General features: G+C 47.5%; 16 protein-coding genes. 8 read left to right on the top strand and 8 right to left on the bottom strand.

Annotation, left to right across the window (positions count from 1 at the left end; all coding sequences use genetic code 11):
• Nucleotides 1-8: 8 nt before the first annotated feature.
• Both I1H34_RS15845 and psbN read right to left on the bottom strand, forming a co-directional pair.
• Nucleotides 9-1,568: a phosphate ABC transporter substrate-binding/OmpA family protein gene (locus I1H34_RS15845; protein WP_212661995.1), complete on the bottom strand. Its 1,560-nt coding sequence runs from the start codon at nt 1,566-1,568 to the stop codon at nt 9-11.
• 91 nt (nt 1,569-1,659) lie between these two features.
• Nucleotides 1,660-1,800 (bottom strand): photosystem II reaction center protein PsbN, encoded by a 141-nt coding sequence (gene psbN, locus I1H34_RS15840; RefSeq protein ID WP_212661994.1) that lies wholly within the window; start codon nt 1,798-1,800, stop codon nt 1,660-1,662.
• 76 nt (nt 1,801-1,876) lie between these two features.
• Between psbN and psbH the strand changes: the two genes are divergently transcribed.
• The 5 genes from psbH to moaA all read left to right on the top strand — a co-directional run bounded on the left by psbH (nt 1,877) and on the right by moaA (nt 5,094).
• Entirely contained in the window at nt 1,877-2,092 is a 216-nt protein-coding gene (gene psbH / locus I1H34_RS15835; protein WP_212661993.1) for a photosystem II reaction center phosphoprotein PsbH, read from the top strand.
• A 184-nt stretch (nt 2,093-2,276) separates the two neighbouring features.
• Nucleotides 2,277-2,606 carry a TatA/E family twin arginine-targeting protein translocase gene (locus I1H34_RS15830; RefSeq protein ID WP_212661992.1) on the top strand — a complete coding sequence of 110 codons (330 nt, stop codon included), beginning with the start codon at nt 2,277-2,279 and terminating at the stop codon, nt 2,604-2,606.
• Complete coding sequence (gene pth / locus I1H34_RS15825; protein ID WP_212661991.1) at nt 2,607-3,227, top strand: aminoacyl-tRNA hydrolase; 621 nt, start codon at nt 2,607-2,609, stop codon at nt 3,225-3,227.
• Between the two features lie 445 nt (nt 3,228-3,672).
• Complete coding sequence (locus tag I1H34_RS15820; RefSeq protein ID WP_212661990.1) at nt 3,673-3,972, top strand: ferredoxin; 300 nt, start codon at nt 3,673-3,675, stop codon at nt 3,970-3,972.
• 126 nt (nt 3,973-4,098) lie between these two features.
• Nucleotides 4,099-5,094: a GTP 3',8-cyclase MoaA gene (moaA, locus tag I1H34_RS15815; protein ID WP_212661989.1), complete on the top strand. Its 996-nt coding sequence runs from the start codon at nt 4,099-4,101 to the stop codon at nt 5,092-5,094.
• Between the two features lie 24 nt (nt 5,095-5,118).
• Here the strand turns inward: moaA and I1H34_RS15810 are convergent, their stop codons facing one another.
• From I1H34_RS15810 to pip, 5 genes are all read right to left on the bottom strand, one after another.
• Nucleotides 5,119-6,069, bottom strand: coding sequence for an endonuclease/exonuclease/phosphatase family protein (locus tag I1H34_RS15810; RefSeq protein WP_212661988.1), 951 nt, complete (start codon nt 6,067-6,069; stop codon nt 5,119-5,121).
• Nucleotides 6,070-6,260: 191 nt separating this feature from the next.
• A complete protein-coding gene (gene tkt, locus I1H34_RS15805) occupies nt 6,261-8,267 on the bottom strand; it encodes a transketolase (protein ID WP_212661987.1) in 2,007 nt (668 codons plus the stop codon).
• A gap of 147 nt (nt 8,268-8,414) precedes the next feature.
• Nucleotides 8,415-9,668 (bottom strand): beta-ketoacyl-ACP synthase II, encoded by a 1,254-nt coding sequence (gene fabF / locus I1H34_RS15800; protein WP_212661986.1) that lies wholly within the window; start codon nt 9,666-9,668, stop codon nt 8,415-8,417.
• 92 nt (nt 9,669-9,760) lie between these two features.
• Nucleotides 9,761-10,006: an acyl carrier protein gene (gene acpP, locus I1H34_RS15795; RefSeq protein WP_212661985.1), complete on the bottom strand. Its 246-nt coding sequence runs from the start codon at nt 10,004-10,006 to the stop codon at nt 9,761-9,763.
• Between the two features lie 248 nt (nt 10,007-10,254).
• Nucleotides 10,255-11,205 (bottom strand): prolyl aminopeptidase, encoded by a 951-nt coding sequence (pip, locus tag I1H34_RS15790; RefSeq protein WP_212661984.1) that lies wholly within the window; start codon nt 11,203-11,205, stop codon nt 10,255-10,257.
• Between the two features lie 286 nt (nt 11,206-11,491).
• Between pip and I1H34_RS15785 the strand changes: the two genes are divergently transcribed.
• From I1H34_RS15785 to I1H34_RS15775, 3 genes are all read left to right on the top strand, one after another.
• Nucleotides 11,492-14,875 carry a COR domain-containing protein gene (locus tag I1H34_RS15785; protein ID WP_212661983.1) on the top strand — a complete coding sequence of 1,128 codons (3,384 nt, stop codon included), beginning with the start codon at nt 11,492-11,494 and terminating at the stop codon, nt 14,873-14,875.
• A gap of 175 nt (nt 14,876-15,050) precedes the next feature.
• Nucleotides 15,051-15,959 carry a CoB--CoM heterodisulfide reductase iron-sulfur subunit B family protein gene (locus tag I1H34_RS15780; protein ID WP_212661982.1) on the top strand — a complete coding sequence of 303 codons (909 nt, stop codon included), beginning with the start codon at nt 15,051-15,053 and terminating at the stop codon, nt 15,957-15,959.
• Between the two features lie 218 nt (nt 15,960-16,177).
• Nucleotides 16,178-17,734 carry a serine/threonine protein kinase gene (locus I1H34_RS15775; protein WP_249369291.1) on the top strand — a complete coding sequence of 519 codons (1,557 nt, stop codon included), beginning with the start codon at nt 16,178-16,180 and terminating at the stop codon, nt 17,732-17,734.
• 31 nt (nt 17,735-17,765) lie between these two features.
• Here I1H34_RS15775 and I1H34_RS15770 read toward each other — a convergent pair whose 3' ends face one another.
• On the bottom strand, nt 17,766-19,904 hold the full coding sequence (locus tag I1H34_RS15770; protein ID WP_212661980.1) for an ATP-binding response regulator: 2,139 nt from the start codon (nt 19,902-19,904) through the stop codon (nt 17,766-17,768).
• Nucleotides 19,905-20,143: the final 239 nt, after the last annotated feature.

Below are 20,143 nucleotides of genomic sequence, written 5' to 3'. Positions count from 1 at the left end.
TTAGCTAATTAGCTAATTCGGACTAACCGAATTTCGGTGCGTTGATTACGAGCATCTCCAGGTGGAATACCCGGTAACGGTGTACTGAATCCTTTGCCTTCGGCTTGAATCGCTTGTTTGATACCCAACTTCTTTAGATATTGCACTACCACTTGAGCCCGTTGCTGGCTTAGAGATTGATTCAAGCTAGCAGACCCAGACTTAGAAGTATGACCAATCACGCGAACGGCAATAGTATCCGGGTTAAACTCCTCAATTTCTTTGGATAGCTTATCCAAAGTTTGACGCCCCGTGGAGGTTAAATTGGCGGCACCCACCGCAAACTTCACTTCCCCTCGCACTTTGAGATTGCCGATACTGGGGGCAGATTTGATATCAGCAGTCGGTTTAGCGGTTTTCTGGGGGGAGGACGGTTGCCCTTCTAACTTTTTGGCTAATTCAGGATTATCTGCTCGGACAATATCGATTAATTTTTTGGTGTTGTCAGCAGCTTGACTGACAAACTGGGGGTCATAGAGCTGTGTGGGATTATCCGGCACCTGAGTTAAAGTGCCAGACAGGACCAAAACAGCAGATGTTGCCGTAATCCGCTGGTTGAGTGCATCTTTCTGCATCCAATCCTGGGCTTCTAAGGCAGTAAAAAAGTTAATCCCTTTCAAAACCGTATCGGCATCTGGAGCAGAGAGCTCGCCATCTGTAGCAATTTGGTCTTGGAGTTGGGACCGATTGCTAATGCCTGACTCAATGCGTCGGTAATAGGCTGCTAGAAAAGCCGAAATTTGTTCCGGTTGGGACTGAATCACTTTGTCCGAGGCAACTAAGACATCGACGATGGTATTGGGGGCATCTTCGCTGGACAGAACTACGGTATGGCCTTGCTTGCGAGCTTGGGAAACGAAGGGTTCCCACAAAACTGCGATCGCAACATTTTCCTTGGTATCTTGCATCAGCTTCCAGGCCTGGGAGGCATCCTCTACCTTGATCACACGGAAGTCGGAGAGGTTAAAAGCATCAAACTTGGTATCTAGAACCAAGGCTAAATATTCACTTGGCGTATCGCCTGCGTAAACAATGGAATATTGCTTCGACTTCCCTTGTTTAACGAGTTGACTGAGATTGATTAAGGACTTGAGCTGAGGAAACTGGCGGGTATTCAGCACCACTGCATCAGCCCCCACCGTCCGATCGATCAGGCCAACAATTTTTCCCTTTGGCTTTTGCTTGAGAAACTGATCGAGCGTCGTGGCGATGAAATCTGCTTTACCCTTTTCTAAGGCCTGAGCTCGCTGGGACTGGTCAAATTCATCCGCATACTCTAGGCGAATTCCAGGTTCCCCCAACGCATCTTGGAATGCGTCATTGCGGAAGGTACTGTAGCCACTAAACGTGTCCCCTAAGACCTTGAAGGTTCCTTTTGTTCGCCTAGAACCACCATTGTCTCCTGATTGTCCTAGCAGGCTAGGCAACAGGTCTGGGGCTGTATTCTGAAGCAACAAAAACCCGCCTGCACTCAGTCCTAAAGTTAGACCCAAAGAGGCAAGGAGGGCGATATTTTTATTTTGAGGCATTGACTCACTCTAGACGTGCCACAACTAGACATACTAGCAAGAGTGCAAAAAAAGGCACCTTATTTAACTAAAAGCATGCCTTAATTAGGAATTAATCCTCATGTTCTTCGAAGGGATCAGCCAATTGTTTTGAGGGAGGACCAAAAGCTGTATAGAGGGAAACCGCAGTGAAGGCAACGGTTACAGCCAGGATGGTTATGATAAGAACTGTTGCAGGGTCAGAAAATTGCATTTTTTTATGAGTATCTTTCCTCTATAATATTACGATAAGTTAAAAAATAGTGTTGTTTGTTGTGAGCCGATAAGCTATGCCAAGACAGACCTGGTGGGGAGACGTTCTCAAAGGTAATAACAATTCTGAAGCCGGCAAATTCGTGCCCGGCTGGGGGACAACTCCAGTAATGGCTGGTTTTGTAGTCATGATTACGTTGTTGTTGCTCATCATGCTTCAAGTTTATAACCACACTATCGTCCTTGATGGTGTTGATGCGGGTTGGACCAGCCTTGGTGGTTTCGGTCAATAAGAACATCCTTTAGCATGACGTTTTTCCTGTAGTTGATATCAGTTTCTCTTGGAATTGATATCCGATTGACCCCGGTCTTCCGGGGTTTTTTATTGTCATAGACGGCCTATCTTAGGGGAGATTCTAGAGATCTATTACAATCGAAGACTAGCCCCGCTGCGATCGGAATCTTGAGGAGGACCCCATGAACGTGTTTGGTATTGGCTTGCCAGAGATGGCCTTAATTATGGTCATTGCTTTATTGGTATTTGGTCCTAAAAAACTCCCAGAAATTGGCCGGAGTATGGGCAAAGCTCTCAAAAGTTTCCAAGAAGCTTCGAAAGAATTTGAAAATGAATTTAAAAAAGAAGCGGATCGGATCAATGAGACCCTAAATGAAACACCGATGGAGGCAACCTTAGAAACTCCTAAGGCCCAAGATCAACCTCAACCTCAACTCGAAGAAGGCCAAGAGATGGCTGAAGCTCCAACAGACGAAGTAATGGCTGACTCTCCTGAAGTAACGAATTCCTAAATGACCGCTCCACTGATGATTCCTGAACTGATTGTAGGTTTAGGAAACCCTGGCTCTAAATATGATCGCACTCGCCATAATATTGGATTCGCATTCATCGATCGATTGGCCCAGCACTGGCAAATTTCCTTAACTTCAGAACGGCGGTTTCAAGGCGAATATGGTGAAGGTTTGGGTGGCCAAGGTCGGAGGGTGCGTTTGCTTAAGCCTCATACCTATATGAATAACTCCGGCCAATCCATTCGATCTGTGATTGACTGGTTCAAGCTGGAACCGGCCTCTGTGTTGGTCATCTACGATGAAATGGCCTTACCTGTTGGTAAATTGCGATTGCGACTGAAGGGTTCTGCTGGGGGGCACAATGGCATGCGCTCCATCATTTCCCATTTGGGTACCCCTGAAGTCCCTAGGTTACGAATTGGTATTGGTAGTCCGCCTCCAGAAAGAGGTAAAGACACCATCTCTTTTGTCTTAGGGCGCTTTGCTCCACTAGAGAACCAACTTCTTCCTGGGGTGCTTGATCTCGGTGTAGATGCGGTAGAGATGGCACTCAAAAAAGGGATTGAGCAATCCATGACCCTTTTCAATGGACGCACAGTATCGATATCCGATTCTGAATAAACTCAAAAATCCAGGACCAGATTATATAAGTTGAACCTATCGATAGGAAATTCTAATCTGTCTCTAGATGACAATGCTTTGTACTTCTCTCTGGGTAAGGCTTTCAAGGTTTTTCTTTCCTTCTTCTCCTCTTTTTTTTGAGAACTATTGAGGACCTTTTGCAATCGCTAAAACTATTGTCTATCATGGCTTTAGGGGTATATTTTTTAGTCGTGTTCATAAAATGCTTAAGGTGTCTATTTGACATTAGATAAGTAAATCATGGTCTAAATGCTTTTATTGATTACAAATCCCATTGGCTCAAACCCTATTTCAGCTTTATAAACCTTAATTTTTTGCGTAGTATCAAAGAAGAAGGTTCGACCTTGAGTTTTTCTTAAGTCATGAAAACCATTACTGAGCTTTCTGAACTGCCGTTTCCACGAATTTTATTGAGGAGTACACCATGGCAACTTTTAAGGTCACACTGAAAAGTGCATCTGAAGGGCTAGACACTACTATCGAATGCCCTGATGACGAATATATTTTGGACGTAGCTGAAGAGCAAGGCATTGACCTTCCTTTCTCCTGCCGTGCTGGCGCTTGCTCCACCTGTGCTGGAAAAATCACTGCTGGTACTGTTGATCAGTCTGATCAGTCTTTCTTGGATGACGATCAAATTGAAGCTGGTTTCGTTCTGACTTGTGTCGCTTACGCAACTTCTGACTGCACAATCGAAACTCATAAAGAAGAAGATCTCTATTAAATCCAACGCTACAGCTTGTGGCTAATGGGTTGGGGCGTTATCTAGCGCCCCAATTTTTTTTGCCGATAACGTTACAGTAGAAGACATCGCGGTTAGATGTTCCTAACCCTATAAAAGGCTAATGCAATGAATGCAGTTGACTATCTTCGGATTAGTTTGATCGATCGCTGCAATTTCCGCTGCCAATATTGCATGCCCGACACCCAAGACTTACATTTTTTACAGCCTACAGCCGTTCTGACAACGACAGAACTATTAGCTTTAATTCGGGAAGTCTTTATCCCTTCGGGATTCACTCGCTTCCGTCTTACGGGAGGGGAACCGCTACTGAGGCCCGATATTTTAGACATTGTGCATGGGGTTGTAGCGTTGCCCCAGGTCAAAGATTTGGCGATGACCACAAATGCTTTTTTGCTAGAGCCTCTGGCCCAGGATTTATATGAGGCGGGGCTGCACCGCATCAATATCAGCTTGGATTCACTCGTGCCAGAGACCTTTGCCACCATTGTGGGTAGAGATTCACAAAGGCACCAACGCTGGAGTAAGGTCTGGGCAGGCATCCAAAAAGCCTATCAAGTGGGGTTTAATCCTCTCAAGCTCAATGTTGTGATTATTCCTGGGGTGAATGATCATGAGGTGCTAGATCTGGCAGCATTGACGATTGATCGCCAGTGGCATGTGCGGTTTATTGAGTTTATGCCGATTGGGAACGCGGATTTGTTTTGCGATCGCGGCTGGATACCGTCAGAAGATATCCGAACCCAAATTCGAGAACGGTGGGGTCTAACGGAAGGACAGGTCCAGGGAAACGGTCCCGCAGATGTATTCCAAATTCCAGGAGCCCAGGGAACCTTAGGATTTATTAGTCAGATGTCGGAATGCTTTTGTGATCGCTGTAACCGCATGCGGTTATCGGCAGATGGCTGGTTACGTCCCTGTCTGTTGAATGAAACGGGACAGTTAGATTTGAAGACGGCTTTGAGGGATGGGGTGTCTACCAGTGTGCTGCGTGATCGCGTCCAGGAATTGTTGGAGCTCAAACCAGAGATTAACTACAAGGAACGCCAATCAGGCACGGTGGGAGCTAACTATAGCCGCACGATGTCTCAGATTGGGGGATAGCTCACTTTCAATCCTTCTGTTATTTCAAATAGGCTTTAATTCCGCAATAACAGGTCGATGATCGGATCCATTGGCATGGCCTGTCCAAGCGTCAATGCAGTCAAACCCACGACTGGCAACATGGTCGATAGGGATTTTGGCAAACCAGTGAGGCAAAGAGGATTCATAACTCCAGGTTGCCCAAATGCCCTGTCCTCGGGTTGCACTAGACAAATCTGCCTCCTGTAAGAACTGATCGAAATAAGGCGACCAGGGAGACGTATTGAAATCTCCCAGAACGATGACTCGATTGGGAACTTGTCGAATAAATGGAGCTAAACGCTCAAACTGCTGATTGCGAACTGCAAACGAAGAACGGGTTAGAGGAATGGGGGGATGAATGCCTACAACTGTCAGTATCTCTTGTGGTGTTTGAATTTGAGCAACCAGGCTAAAAGTAAGGCCATGGTCTGTCGCATTAGGATATTCCGGAGTAGTGGAGAGGATGGGGTAGCGACTAAAAAAGGCATTGGACCCCCGATTGGAGCGTTGGCTATAGGGATACTCCAATCGATTTTTCAAGTCACGCATGGCCGACAGCGTAATCTCTGTTAAGAAAAGAATATCGGGCTTTTCTCGCTGAATAGATAGTTGAATGGCATCATAATCCTGATTTTGGGTCCAGATGTTATAAGACATCATCCGCAACCCTGCCGGTTTTGTGCCAATGGATGGCATTCCTAACCAATGAAACCAAGGGGTAAAACTGAGTACTAGCAACAGCGATGCTAATCCGAGTCCCAGTCGCTGCCCCCGAAGATCTGGGTGGAATAGTCTAAATCCCAAACCAAAACAAGGAATCACACAAACATAAGGCCAAAACTCCATTCCTAAAGCCAAAGGGAAAGAGCGATTGATAAAGGGGCATAGATAGAAAATATATAGGCCAAGGCTCAGTATTAAGGTGGTTTGGGCAATGCCTTGTTTAAGAGTCATGCCAACGTTTTAGGGTCTTGGTATCGACAAAGATTGGTTCGATTATACAGGGGCAATTTCGAATGCGATGTAGTCTGAGCTTGTTGAGCAAAAGCCACTTGACCCTGTATTGAGTGGGTCTGCCGAACCATATACAAAAAAACAGTCCCCCTAAAAAATAGGAGGACTGCAAACCAAATTATTGAAATACCTTAGCTCAGCAGATCCTTGGCTTTCGCGAGAACGTTCTCAACGGTGAAGCCAAACTGTTCTAGGCAAGTATTGCCAGGAGCAGAGGCACCAAAGCGGTTAATGCTGATAGCTTGACCTTCGAAGCCAATATACCGATGCCAGCCGAAATCAGCTCCGGCTTCCACCGATAGACGCTTGGTGATTGCTTTGGGCAAAACGGACTCTTTATATTCAGGAGTTTGGGCTTCGAACAATTCCCACGAGGGCATGGAAACCACTCGAACCTTCTTGCCTTCGGAACGAAGCTGCTCAGCCGCTTGCTCACAAAGATGAACTTCACTGCCAGTGGCCAGCATGATCATGTCAGGCGTGCCATCACTATCAGACATGATGTAAGCGCCCTTAGCTACGGCATCAATGGAGCTGCCAGCCAAATTGGGGAGGGCCTGACGAGTGAAGGCAATGAGCGTAGGGGATTTGCGATGTGCGATCGCAACTTTATACGCTCCAGAAACCTCGTTACCATCTGCTGGTCGAATCACCGTTAAATTGGGAATTGTTCGCAATGAGGCAACCGTTTCGACGGGTTGGTGAGTTGGACCATCCTCACCTAAGCCAATGGAGTCATGGGTCATGACGTAGATAACCCCCGCTTCTGCCAGGGCAGAGAGGCGAATGGCGGCTCTCATATAGTCTGCGAACACCAAGAAGGTGGCGCAGTAGGGAATTAAACCGGAATTATGTAAGGCAATCCCGTTACAGATGGCACCCATGCCATGCTCACGTACCCCAAATCGAAGGTTGCGATTATTGTAATCTCCCTTTTGGAAATTCCCTGAACCTTTGATTTCGGTCAGATTGGAGTGGGTTAGGTCAGCGGATCCACCAATCAACTCAGGAATTGCACCGGCCAAAGCATTAATTGTGATTTCAGAATGCTTTCGTGTGGCGAGTCCTTTATCTGCTGGAGTGTAGCTGGGTAGAGATTTATCCCAATTGGCTGGGAGTTCTCCTTTCACCATCCGCTCAAATTCTGCCGCTTCAGCTGGATATTTAGTCCGATAGGAGGCCATGATTGCATCCCATTCTGATTCAGCCGTAGCGCCTCGATCGACTGCTTGGCGGCAATGAGACAGGACATCAGCAGGAATATCAAAGGGCTCATGATTCCAGCCAAGATTTTCTCGGGTGGCTTTAATCTCTGCATCCCCAAGAGCGGCACCATGAATACCAGCAGTATCGGCCCGATTGGGGGATCCATAACCAATGGTGGTCGTCACTTTAATCAGCGAAGGCTTATCGGTTACAGCTTTAGCCGCTTCAATGGCCTTCTGAATCCCGTCTAAATCGGTGTTGCCATTCTCAACATGCTGAACATGCCAACCATAGGCTTCAAAGCGCTTGCCCACATCTTCTGTAAAGGAAATATCTGTGGAACCATCAATGGAAATATGGTTGTCATCGTAAAGGGCAATTAACTTGCCCAATCCCAAGTGACCCGCCAAGGAACAGGCTTCACCAGAAACCCCTTCCATGTTGCAACCATCCCCCAAGATGGCGTAGGAGTAGTGATCAACGAGAGTATGCTCGGGTCTGTTGAACTTGGCAGCCAAGTGGGCTTCGGCCATGGCTAAACCCACGGCATTACAAATTCCTTGTCCCAAAGGCCCTGTCGTGACTTCAACCCCAGGGGTTTCAAAGTTCTCAGGGTGTCCAGGGGTTTTGGAACCCCACTGACGGAAATTCTTGATTTCATCAAGGGAAACACTGTTAAATCCCGTCAGGTGCAAAAGAGCATACTGCAACATGCAGCCATGCCCGGCGGACAGCACAAACCGATCACGGTTAAACCAATAAGGATTTTTGGGATTAAACCGCATGATGCGGTCCCAAAGGACATAGGCCATGGGAGCGGCACCCATGGGTAAACCTGGGTGTCCCGATTTGGCTTTTTCGACGGCATCAATGGCCAGGAAACGAATTGCATTAATACAAAGTTCGTCTAGGGATTGGGTCGCAACAACCATAAGCTTGAATTTTTAGTATTTACTGAACGGCAAGAAGGAATAAGCGGCAAGAAAACGACGTTGTCTATGTTTTCTATGGGCGTCAAAAAGAGGCTTGGAACAGACAAGCCTCAAATATCAATGCCATCATGGCAAGTAAATCCAACATCAATCGGCATATTTTCGGAAGGCGAGGGTGACATTGTGACCGCCAAAACCAAAGGAATTGGAAAGAGCAACATCAACCGTTAATTTACGGCTGGTATGGGGAATATAGTCTAAATCGCATCCTTCGTCAGGATTATCTAGGTTAATTGTCGGCGGGACTTGATCATTGGCAATGGCCATGGCAGTGGCTACGGCTTCAATACCACCCGACCCGCCCAGTAAATGACCCGTCATCGATTTTGTGGAACTAATGGCTACTCGGTAAGCATTATCACCGATTGCATGCTTAATTGCAGCTGTTTCCGTTGTATCGTTGGCGTTCGTGCTGGTGCCATGGGCATTGATATAGCTGATTTGGTCAGGGGACAAGTTACTGTCTTTAAGGCATAACTCAATGGCTCGGGCCGCGCCAACGCCACCAGGGGAGGGGGATGTCATATGATGAGCATCGCAAGTGACCCCATAGCCAATCAGCTCGGCGTAAATTTTGGCGCCTCGCGCTAGAGCATGCTCTAATTCTTCAATTAAGAGAATGCCAACTCCTTCTCCCAGGACAAAACCATCCCGATCACGATCAAACGGGCGGCTGGCTTTTGTGGGATCATCATTGCGGGTGGAGAGGGCTCGACAGGCCGCAAATCCAGCCATGGATAAGGGAGTCACTGCAGCTTCGGTGCCACCACAAATCATCGCTTTGGTATAGCCCCTCTGGACAAAGCGAAAGGCATCACCAATGGCGTTAGACCCGGCAGCACAGGCCGTCACTGAACAGGAGTTAGGACCTTTAGCACCCACATGAATGGCTGTTAAGCCTGCCGCCATATTGGCAATCATCATCGGAATCATAAAGGGGCTGCAGCGATCCGGCCCTTTGGTGAGATAAATTTCCTGCTGATCCTCTAGAACTTTTAGACCCCCAATACCGGTGCCGATGATGATACCGATATCGTTTGCATTGGTATCGTCAATGGTGAAGTTAGCATCAGCTAGGGCTTGTTTGCTGGCAGACACCGCAAATTGAGCAAAACGGTCCATGCGTTTGGCGTCTTTACGATCCATATAGTCTTGTGGATCGAAGCCTTTCACTTCTCCGGCAATTTGGCAGGCATGCTTAGCTGCATCAAACCGGGTGACGGGGCCAATTCCACTGCGACCCGCAAGCAACCCATCCCAGTATTCAGAGAGGGTATTCCCTAACGGAGTGATGGCCCCCAGCCCTGTAATTACAACGCGCTTAGGCTCTAGGTTAGTCATGATGGTCACATGTGATCAGCATAGGATGAAAATATTTAGGGGTTAGCAATCGTGTTGCATGCTAGAGCATGCAACACGGTCTATCAGGATTGCTAAGCCTTTACTTTGCTTGAGATAAAGTTAACAGCAGCTTGAACCGTAAGGATTTCTTCGGCTGCTTCGTCTGGAATTTCGATATCAAACTCTTCTTCTAGAGCCATCACCATTTCCACAACATCCAGGGAGTCAGCATCTAGATCGTTCTGGAAGCTCGCTTCTGGCGTTACCTTTTCAGCATCAACACTTAATTGCTCGGCAACAATATCTTTTACTTTGCCAAAAATTTCCGACTCACTCATGGGTTCTCTTTTCTCTAAAACTACGGACTCTAGCAGAAGGTTAAATGCGGCTTCAAATGAGGCCAAATGCTTTACTTCCTTCCCTGAGCATATTTCAATGTCCTTGCTCAAAGATCAAGGCCAGGGAATGTCTGATCCAGTCTTTCAGGGTTTCAGCCATTCCTTCCATAGTAATCTGAAACCGCCCCTCTGAAAGCATCGATCTTGTTTTCTTGCTGGAGCATAAATTAAGTCTTAGCCAAGGCATGTCATGGAATTTGAGCAAAGCGGTCGGTTGCTTCGATCAAAGCATTGCGAATGCCAGGTTCTGTAATGGAATGGCCGGCATCGGCAATGATTTGCAGCTCTGATTGAGGAAGTTGCTGATGGAGTTCCCAGGCTGAAATGACGGGGCAAACGACATCATAACGGCCTTGAACAATAACGATGGGGAGATGCTGGATGCGATCGCATCCCCGCATCAGCTGATCTTCTGTGTCTAAAAAGCCCTTGTTCATGAAATAGTGACATTCAATCCGAGCAAAGGCCGTGGCAAAGGTGTCTTCACCACATTTTTCTTGCAATTCAGGATCGGGCAACAGTTTGCTCGTTGTGGCCTCCCAGACGGACCAGGCTTTGGCCGCTTCCAGTTGAATGTTTGGATCGTTACTTGTGAGTCGGCGGTAATAGGCACTGATTAAATCCTGACGCTCTTCCAGAGGAATGGGCTGGAGATAGGCTTCCCAGGCATCTGGGAAAATGTTGCTGGCTCCTTCTTGGTAGAACCATTGCAGTTCTTGATGACGCAACATAAATATCCCCCGCAAGATGAGTCCCTTGCAGGATTCAGGATGGGTCTGGCTGTAGGCCAGGGCTAAAGTACTGCCCCAACTCCCTCCAAAGACTACCCACTGATCAATGTCGAGATGCTGACGCAGGGTTTCGATATCCCTGACTAAATCCCAGGTGGTGTTTTCTTTTAGCTCTGCATGGGGGGTGCTTTGCCCGCAACCCCGCTGGTCAAACAGCACTAACCGCCATTCCTGTGGATCAAAATACTGTCGATAGACCGGATCAATGCCGCCCCCGGGTCCCCCGTGCAGAAATATAGCTGGTTTCCCCTGGGGATTTCCCACTTCTTCGTAATGGAGGGTATGCAGATCAGAAACTTGGAGTTTACCCGTTGTATAAGGGGTGATGACTGGGTAAAGTTCGCGCATTTTGGAGGTCCAACAGCTATCTCTTGTCCTTCAAGATAAAAGGTCTCCCGACTCAGGACCACTGATTTCACCGTTTTGTAATGTTCAATCACAGGTAACCCGAATTCTGGTGTCATAGGGCTAGCATTGCTCTGGCATAGAGATAAATGCGTAAATGTCACTGATTCGGCTGAGATATTGTATTGAGAAGGTCAAGAAATATTGATGGTAATGGATAAAACACATCGAGAAATAGAGGGTGGGCAATACCCAAAAAAAGCCGATGGACAAGCTGGGAGTACCTAATATGACTGGAGAAACTGGGCTGCAGCGCATAAATCCAGATGAATTGCCCGATCTACTAATGCGGCTCAGCAATGAACATCGGACTGACCTAGCCCTCTTTGGACCAGAAGTTAGCCTTTCACCATCAATGGACAATTGGCCAAAGGAGTTTCAGGGGCGCGTTGTATTCCAACTTACCACCCAGTTATCTAGTCTCCCCCTTGAACTATTGCGACTCAATCGGTTGCAAACTCTCACCTTTTGGTCCCTCAGCCTGCAGGATACAGACATCACTGCCATCGCAGAGAACCTCCAACAGCTCTCGTCACTTGATCTGAGTGACAACGAAGTGGGCGCTGACGGGGCGCGGGCCATCGCAGAGAACCTCCAACAGCTCTCGTCACTCAATCTGAGTTTCAACGAAGTGGGCGATGATGGGGCGCGGGCCATCGCAGAGAACCTCCAACAGCTCTCGTCACTTGATCTGAGTGACAACGAAGTGGGTGATGACGGGGCGCGGGCCATTGCAGAGAACCTCCAACAGCTCTCGTCACTCAATCTGAGTTTCAACGAAGTGGGCGATGATGGGGCGCGGGCCATCGCAGAGAACCTCCAACAGCTCTCGTCACTCAATCTGAGTAACAACAATGTGGGTGATGACGGGGCGCGGGCCATTGCAGAGAACCTCCAACAGCTCTCGTCACTCAATCTGAGTTTCAACGAAGTGGGCGATGATGGGGCGCGGGCCATCGTAGAGAACCTCCAACAGCTCTCGTCCCTTGATCTGAGTGGCAACAAAGTGGGTGATGACGGGGCGCGGGCCATTGCAGAGAACCTCCAACAGCTCTCGTCACTCAATCTGAGAAACAACAATGTGGGTGATGACGGGGCGCGGGCCATCGCAGAGAACCTTCAACAGCTCTCGTCACTCAATCTGAGAAACAACAAAGTGGGTGATGACGGGGCGCGGGCCATCGCAGAGAACCTCCAACAGCTCTCGTCACTCAATCTGAGTAACAACAATGTGGGTGATGCAGTTGTCATTGCCATTGGTCAACACCAAACAGCTCTCAACGATCTACATCTAAATTCAAATAAACAGATAACGACGGTTGCTCCATTAGCACAGCTTCCACTCGTGACACTGAACATTGCTGAGACAAACGTGGTAGATCTATCACCTTTAAAATCGTGGGTCTTAGCCAAACGACCGATCCATTGGTCCCAAGCAACATGGCGGGGAGTAGGTATCTATGTCGAAGATTGTCCGCTAACACATCCCTCGCCGGAAATCGTAAAGCAGGGGCCGGAGGCAGTACTCAATTACTTTCATGAGGTTGAAGCGCAGGGGGTAGATCGGCTGTTTGAAGCCAAACTACTAATTGTTGGCGAGGGTGGGGCTGGAAAAACTAGCATTCTGCGTCGTATGTTTCTGCCCGAATTAGGACTGCCTAACGAAGACGAAACAACCCGTGGCATCGATATCCACCGTCATGAGTTCTCAATGTCTAATGGACGCAAGTTTCGACTTAATGCCTGGGACTTTGGCGGTCAGCAGATTTATCATGCGACCCATCAGTTCTTTCTCACAAAGCGTTCCTTGTATGTATTGGTCGATGACACCCGCAGTGATCACAAATCAGTCTATGACGAAGGTTTTAAGTTCTGGCTGGAGGTAGTTGAAACCCTTAGCGCAGCTAGTCCCCTACTAATTTTTCAAAATGAGAAAGGCGGACGCAGTAAACAGATCGACGAGGTGGGCATCAGAGGGCGCTTTCCCAACGTAGAGGAGTTCCATCGGGGCAATCTGGAACATCCATGTGCGGCGGATAAACTGCGCCAAGCGGTAGAATACTACATTCAGAAATTGCCACATATTGGTGAAGATGTACCAGCTAAATGGGTTGCCATTCGCGATGAATTGAAGGAATTGGCAAAGACCCAGCCCTATATCTCACTGGATAACTACTTCACAGTCTATGCAGGTCATCTTGAAGCAGATCTCGATAAGGCCCTAAAGCTAAGCCAGTACCTGCATGACCTGGGAGTGTTCCTACACTTTCAGGAACCACGGGAACTCCGACGGACTATATTTTTACAGAACCAGTGGATGACAGATGCAGTATTTCGTATCCTTGACGACGAAAATGTCAAATCCCAGCAAGGTCGCTTTACCCTGGATGATTGCGATCGTCTGTGGTCCAAAAAAGGCTACGCGGATAAGGAAATAGAGTTGCGTGCCCTCATGGTCCGTTTCGAGCTATGTTATCGGCTGCCGGATATGAACAAAGAGACATGGCTGGTTCCACAACACTTGTCACCTTCAAAGCCTTCAGAGCTAGACAATTGGGCCAGGAGTGGCGATCTGATGTTGACCTACCGCTACGAGTTTCTACCTCGGGGCCTGGTAAGCCGACTGATCGTTCGAGTGCACCGTTTTGTAAAGCAGCCGAATCTATGTTGGTTGCAGGGTGCCTTATTCGAGCATGGTGAAACAAAGATGCTAGTGGTGACAGCCGAAAAAGGTAATGAAATTATTCTCCGCAGCCGTGGTCCAGAAAAAAAATCGCTGCTCAGCACTATTGCCAGTGAACTTGATGCACTAAACGACAGCTTCCAAGGACTCAAAGACAAAGTCAGTAAATGGGTGCCTTGCATCTGTGAAACCTGCATGAACCTAACAGAACCAGCAATGTTCGAGCAGAAAAAATTAATTGAACGGAAAAGTAGAGGCAAACCATCCATTGAGTGCCCCAATCCACCTGACTACCATGATGTCAGCGTGCTAGAACTTCTGGATGGCATGAATCTAGAACAATGGTTGGCGAGAGCAAAACAAGAGCTACCTCAAGACAATAGTGAGATAGAAACACCTGAAGAATCAAATCAATCTAAGTCGGCGGATACTGTGAAGGAAAAGACGATTCGGATCTTCCTAGCGTCCTCAGCTGAGCTTCGCGAAGATCGCGACGCTTTCGATCTATATTTTCGCCAGCAGAATGACCGTCTACGCAAACAAGGCATCTACTTAGAAGTTATCCGCTGGGAAAACTTCCTTGATGCCATGTCGACAACCCGACTCCAGAATGAATATAACCAAAAAATTCGACACTGCGACATTTTCGTCAGCTTGTTCAAGACTAAAACAGGTAAATACACAGAGGAAGAATTTGACGTTGCATACAAAACCTTCAAGAAGACTAAGAAACCGCTGATCTATACCTACTTCCGGAAGACCACGGTTTCAACCAGTGATGTCAATGTTGATGATCTTATTTCTCTGCGTGACTTCAAAGATAAGCTTAGTAATTTAAGCCACTTTTACAAGGAATATGAATCGATCGAAGGATTGCAGGGACACTTCCGAGGCCAACTGGACAAGCTCCGGGAGGATAAACGCTTGTAAGTAATGGAAATTCTGCGAACTTTCAATATGACCAATTGAAACATTGAAATACCTGTGCCTTCAGGCAAAAAGACTTCACCGTTTTGTAATGTTCAATCACAGGTAAGCCGAATTCTCAGACCAACATGCTAGCGTTGCTCTAGCAAAGGCTCAGTAACAGCGAGTAATTCATCAGATGTCGGTCCCAACACTCCAATATGCATACTTCCCAGGATGTGTCGCTCAAGGCGCTTGTCGAGAACTATACATGTCAACTCAGGAAATTGCCCAGGCCTTAGGGATTAAACTCATTGAATTGAAGAAAGCGGCCTGTTGTGGGTCTGGCACCTTTAAAGAAGATTCGCAATTACTCGAAGATACCGTTAATGCCCGCAATATTGCCCTAGCCGAACAGCTCAATTTACCCCTCCTCACCCATTGCAGTACCTGCCAAGGAGTGATTGGTCATGTCGATGAGCGATTGAAAGACGCCAAAGAGAGTAACCCTGAGTATTTTGATCAGATCAATAGCTTGTTGTCCGAACAACATTGTTCTCCCTATCAAGGCAGTACTGAAGTCAAGCATCTCCTGTGGGCTTTGGTCGGAGATTATGGCTTAGAAGCCCTTTCCCTTCAAGTCAAGCGTAAACTCAGCGGATTAAAGTGTGCGGCTTTTTATGGTTGCTATCTTCTCAGAGCCCAACAGAGTCTCCCCTTCGACGATCCAATTCACCCTTCTTCCATGGAAAATGTGTTTCTGGCCCTCGATGCTACGCCAATCTACTACTCGGGTCGCACCCAATGTTGTGGTTGGCCCCTCGCTAGCTATGCCACCCCCCAGTCCTTTGCCATGGCGGGAGGTAGAATTCAGGACGCAATTGCAGCTGGAGCTGACTGCTTGGTGACCCCTTGTCCCCTCTGTCATCTGAATTTAGATTCTCGTCAACCTGAAGTTGAAAAATCCATTAATACCAAGCTAGGCTTGCCTGTTTTGCATTTACCTCAGTTAGTCGGTTTGGCTTTAGGGATTGAACCGCAGAAACTTGGGCTAGAAAAGCATGTGGTCTCCACACGACCCATACTAGAGAAATTAGGCATCATCTAATTAGACTGAATGTCTCTCTACAAGCGGTTCTCAACCTCTTTTTTGGCTAACTCTCAGCCCCGATTGTGAGACACATTACAGTTTGAAGATACTTGACGGAATAGGTTTAGGGTTCAGGGAAACAATAATTAGCCAGGAACCTAAGGAATTTTACAAGCATCTTCATGATCTAACCCTCCTCCTTGCCGTTAGCTACCATGCGCCCCCCTCTGCCAACAATGGTTTTGCTTCCCCTCGGAACACTTTTACAAAAAGGAACGTATCGTTTAGAGCAACTGGTCAGGCATCAGGGCTTGCAGCTAACCTATGAGGGCACTCATTTACCTAGTCAGCAGCCTGTTCTGATCAATACCCTTAATCCGTCCCGTCAACACCCTAAAAAAATCCTCCTACATCGCGATGCTTTCATACAAGAAGCTCAAGCTTGGCAGCGCTTAAAACATCCTTCCCTAGAACCCATCCGAGACGTTTTTGTAGATTCGGTTCTCCCCTTTCTGGTCAGGGACAAGCTACCAGAACAGACCTGGGCCATAAATGGAAAAAATCAGCCCCTATCAGAAGCGGAGGCGATTGCCCAAATCACCCAAATTGCTAACGGCTTGAACCAAGCGCATCAGCAGCAGCTTCGGCATGGAGATGTTCAACCGAAAAATGTTGTTGACCCTCCCCATACTGATCATCCGATGCTTGTGAATTGGGTTTGGCAACCCAGCAACCCTAGTTTGCCTCCTCCTCTGGTTCATGCCTATGCAGCACCTGAATCCGCTCAAGGTCAACAAACCGTTACAACCGATATCTATGGATTAGCCGCAACCTTATACACCTTGGTGATGGGGCAAATGCCGATAGCAGCTTCCCAGCGGCAACATATTCGCTTGGAAATGCATCACCCAGACCTAAGCCAGGCAACGATTGTTGCCCTGCTACGGGGAATGGCGATGCAACCTCAGCATCGCCCTCAATCTATCTCAGAGTGGATGAAACTCCTACCCAAGGCACCTTCTCCCCCTGTATCATTCCCAACAGAATCGGGTAACATAGGCGCAGCTTCCCCTTCCCTAACTGCGAAACCTGTATCCTCAATAGACTCTTCTCTTCTAGAGACCTCTCCTCCTCCAGCCTCAGAACCTCCAGCCTCAGAACCTTCAGGCCCAGCAATTCCTTACCCTTCAGAGCAATTATCTATAGCCCCTGAGACTGAGGATCTTCCGACAACACTTTCAGAATCAACAGTCCCTAGCCAGGAGCCCAGCCAGACTGTGTCAACCACTCGTCTCCAACCTTATTCCGCGCCTCCCAGATTTCCCTTCCGAGCATTAATCGTGTGTTCAGTGCTCTCAGGTGTTGTGGGAATTGCCTTTGGCCTGTTGCTACGGTTTCATTACCAGAATCAGTTCGCGAACCCGCAAGTGCCTGCAAAGGCTGCCCCGGTTCAAAATGAAGATTTTCTACCTAAGCCAGGGACGACCAGAAGGGAATTAGAAACTTTGCCCACTCCGATTGAAACACCTCTTGAGTCCCCCATTCCCTCAACTTTAGAAGAACCAACGGTTGATCCTCAGTTTGATCAGGGTGATATTGGGCCAGATCCCACCCTTCAGGACTCCGTCCCTCTTAGTCCTGATTCCCTAGGCCCGGATCCTACTCTTCAAGCGCCAATAGACTCCTATCCTGACAGCCTGGCTCCCAGCCCAGAGCCATCTCCGTTCGACCCCTTTGCTCGGCCTGATTTCTCAACACCGCCTCCATCAGAATCCCCAGAAAGCTTCCAGTAATCTCCCTTGATTACAAAATAACTTGCGGCTCCTACTCGGCTGCGGTGGAGTGGTTGAGTATTTCTAGCAGTGACGATACTTCTGATAGTTCAGAGTTCGAAAGTGTGGTTATGTTTGCATGAGAAAAGACCTCCAGGTCTCCCCGCTCAAGGGCTATCTGCCGGACTTCAGGGTGAAGAATAACAAAGGGGAAGGAGACTAAGGGAGATTCTGCGGCCATGTTCAAGAAGGGAGCAGAATCATCATCTGTATAGAGAATGATATCGGGCTGCCAAATATCTACTAATAACTCAGCTTCATCTAAAGTTGTGGTCGATATCACTCTCCACTGATGTTCATACAGCGAGTGACTAATATCAATGGGTAAGGTATTGCCGAATTGATCTAGATTGCCGTCTAGATGGAGAACGGTTAATTTTTGCGCTTTAGGAGAGTTAGAGGGGGCGAGGTGTTTCTGCTTAGGGGTAGAACCAGAGGTTGAAATTTTGGCTTTTAAGCAAGTTTCTAACCATTGTGCCAAGCCGGGTTGAAGTTCGGGTAAGGTTAGGCAGCCATCTACACTATCAGTAGTACGTAGACAGTCATCGGTGCTTCCTATCAGTAAGATGGGACAATCCCTATCTCGCTGTTGAAGGAGTGAAAGAATATCCCACCCTGAGCCAGTGGTAAGCAGAGTTTGTAGGATAACGGCTTGAGGCTTGAATAAGGCGATTTTCTGAGCGACTTCTGGCTCTGAACGGGCCACGACAACTTGTAAAGATTGATCAGACAGATACTGACTCACTTGTTCAATTAGATTGGGATTTGTGGCAATCAGAAGAACTAAACCTTGGGTGGTTTTAGTCTGCTGTCTTTGAAGAGGGTCTGGAGGCACATACAAGGAGAAGGTATTGCCCTGAGTCGGTCCAGAGATAAAAGAAATATCCCCTGACATCTGTTCTGCTAATCGATGGGCCAGCACCAATCCTAGCCCTGTTTTACCGAGAATGTCTTGGTCTGGAATCGTCCAAGTTTGGGGGATTTGAAAGATAAGGGGCTGCTGTAGGTGGGGAATTGGAGCACCCTGGTCGGAAATGGTAAAGATCGTCCACCCTTGCCACTGCTTAACTCCCAGTTCGATGGAGGATTGCCCTTGAGTCGCTCCTAAAGCGTTGTGCAAAAGATGTATCAGGATTTGGCGTAATTTCAGCTCATCACTTGTGATCGAGCCGAGGACTCCCTGGGGATGCCGACGAATGATGAGAGAAGCCTGATTCGCTGTGCCTTCTTCCAGTTGGTAGTATCGTTTCGCTTGTGCGATCGCATCGTCACACAGCGAATCAATATCAACAGCTGTTTGTGCTTCAGGCTGAACTTGGACAGGAAGTTGAGTTAAGTCCAGTAACGTATTGAGGATACCCATCAGATGCTGGCTTTTCTGATGAATCAACTGCACATATTGCAACTGCCGCTCAGATAAATTCTGAATGCCCTGATGACTCAGAACATTGGACAAACTCAGAATTGCCGTGAGGGGAGATTTGAGTTCATGGCTAATTTCAGCCAATAGTTCGGCACTCAATGGAGCAGCGGCAGAGATTGAATCTTGAGGGGGCAATGACTCTGTTGAGGCGGGTGGTGTATCGGATATCTCTAAGGCAGGTGAAAGTGAACTTTTTAAATCCGAGGAAAACTTGATCGCAACACTCAAGGGGGCATGATGGGCCAGGAATTGAATTAACTTAGGCGTATCCAATAACCCCAAATATTTGCCGGTTTCATCCTCAACAATGGCCCAAGACAAGCTGAGATCTTGGGAAAAAGTTTGTAAATATTGCCAAAATTGCTTGAGAGAGTTCGTTACCGCTACCTGCTGCAAGGGTTGATTGTGTAAATCGCCCCATTCTCCAATCGGCTGCTGAGGAGAAACAGCGTCAGGGGACTTTTGCTCAGTAATAAATAAATGAATAAATTGCGCTAGGGGAATGAGACTAGTGGGTTGCTGCTGTGCATTAACCACCACTAATTGGGATAGATCGACCCCATCGCCAGACTCATCCTCAGACTGAGCAACTGGAGATGCAGAACTTTGATGCTGGAGTATATCTAATATTTCTTGAATGGGAGTGTCAGCTTGACAGACTAATGTCTGCTGCAAAAACTCACCGACAGTTGTTTGTTCGAATAACACAGTTATCGTCTTAGTTCATGATCGGCTTGAAAGTTTGGCCAATATCGATACTGATAAAAAGATATAAAGGAGAACTTCGGGTGAGATTTGCAGGTATTAGGACGAGAAAGGATACTAAAAAGCGATGTATGGAGAAATCGAATGAAAATCTTGAGCTAGAGTGGCTGCTTGTATTATTTCATGAAATGCCAGAGTTCCTAGCAGATCGAGACCTCATAAAAAAGGATGGACTTAAAGCA

Source organism: Acaryochloris marina S15, from assembly GCF_018336915.1.
Classification (GTDB): domain Bacteria; phylum Cyanobacteriota; class Cyanobacteriia; order Thermosynechococcales; family Thermosynechococcaceae; genus Acaryochloris; species Acaryochloris marina_A.
The sequence above is the reverse complement of the archived record's forward strand: the minus strand, read 5'-3'. Positions and strand labels throughout refer to the sequence as shown.

Coding starts and splice junctions, on each gene's coding strand:
- I1H34_RS15845 (WP_212661995.1), bottom strand. CDS start 1,568: ATGCCTCAAAATAAAAATATCGCCCTCCTTGCCTCTTTGGGTCTAACT.
- psbN (WP_212661994.1), bottom strand. CDS start 1,800: ATGCAATTTTCTGACCCTGCAACAGTTCTTATCATAACCATCCTGGCT.
- psbH (WP_212661993.1), top strand. CDS start 1,877: ATGCCAAGACAGACCTGGTGGGGAGACGTTCTCAAAGGTAATAACAAT.
- I1H34_RS15830 (WP_212661992.1), top strand. CDS start 2,277: ATGAACGTGTTTGGTATTGGCTTGCCAGAGATGGCCTTAATTATGGTC.
- pth (WP_212661991.1), top strand. CDS start 2,607: ATGACCGCTCCACTGATGATTCCTGAACTGATTGTAGGTTTAGGAAAC.
- I1H34_RS15820 (WP_212661990.1), top strand. CDS start 3,673: ATGGCAACTTTTAAGGTCACACTGAAAAGTGCATCTGAAGGGCTAGAC.
- moaA (WP_212661989.1), top strand. CDS start 4,099: ATGAATGCAGTTGACTATCTTCGGATTAGTTTGATCGATCGCTGCAAT.
- I1H34_RS15810 (WP_212661988.1), bottom strand. CDS start 6,069: ATGACTCTTAAACAAGGCATTGCCCAAACCACCTTAATACTGAGCCTT.
- tkt (WP_212661987.1), bottom strand. CDS start 8,267: ATGGTTGTTGCGACCCAATCCCTAGACGAACTTTGTATTAATGCAATT.
- fabF (WP_212661986.1), bottom strand. CDS start 9,668: ATGACTAACCTAGAGCCTAAGCGCGTTGTAATTACAGGGCTGGGGGCC.
- acpP (WP_212661985.1), bottom strand. CDS start 10,006: ATGAGTGAGTCGGAAATTTTTGGCAAAGTAAAAGATATTGTTGCCGAG.
- pip (WP_212661984.1), bottom strand. CDS start 11,205: ATGCGCGAACTTTACCCAGTCATCACCCCTTATACAACGGGTAAACTC.
- I1H34_RS15785 (WP_212661983.1), top strand. CDS start 11,492: ATGACTGGAGAAACTGGGCTGCAGCGCATAAATCCAGATGAATTGCCC.
- I1H34_RS15780 (WP_212661982.1), top strand. CDS start 15,051: ATGTCGGTCCCAACACTCCAATATGCATACTTCCCAGGATGTGTCGCT.
- I1H34_RS15775 (WP_249369291.1), top strand. CDS start 16,178: ATGGTTTTGCTTCCCCTCGGAACACTTTTACAAAAAGGAACGTATCGT.